Source organism: Neisseria oralis (assembly GCF_045062685.1).
In the GTDB taxonomy this organism is placed as follows: domain Bacteria; phylum Pseudomonadota; class Gammaproteobacteria; order Burkholderiales; family Neisseriaceae; genus Neisseria; species Neisseria oralis.
The window spans coordinates 1-237 of sequence record NZ_JBJGEB010000113.1 but is presented as its reverse complement, the minus strand read 5'-3'; the positions used below and the strand labels follow the sequence as shown (position 1 = coordinate 237).

1 pseudogene is annotated in these 237 nt (G+C 51.5%); it reads left to right on the top strand.

Annotated features, from left to right (window positions below):
• A pseudogene (locus ACI43T_RS12280) lies at positions 1 to 237 on the top strand (GTP pyrophosphokinase); the annotation flags it as partial.

The window sequence follows — 237 nt, the reverse complement described above, 5'->3', positions numbered from 1 at the left end:
CTGCAAGCATTGGCAGAAAAACTCGGCTTCAAAAAAACCGATGAACTCTATACGGCCATCGGTCAGGGCGAAGTTTCCAACCGCGCCATCCACAAAGCCTGCGGCGCGCTGAATGAACCGCCTCCCGTCCCGATTGATGAAACCAATATCGTCAAGCAGTCCAAAATCAAAAAAGGCGGCAAAAATGGCATTTTGATTGACGGCGAAGACGGCCTGATGACCACGCTTGCCAAATGC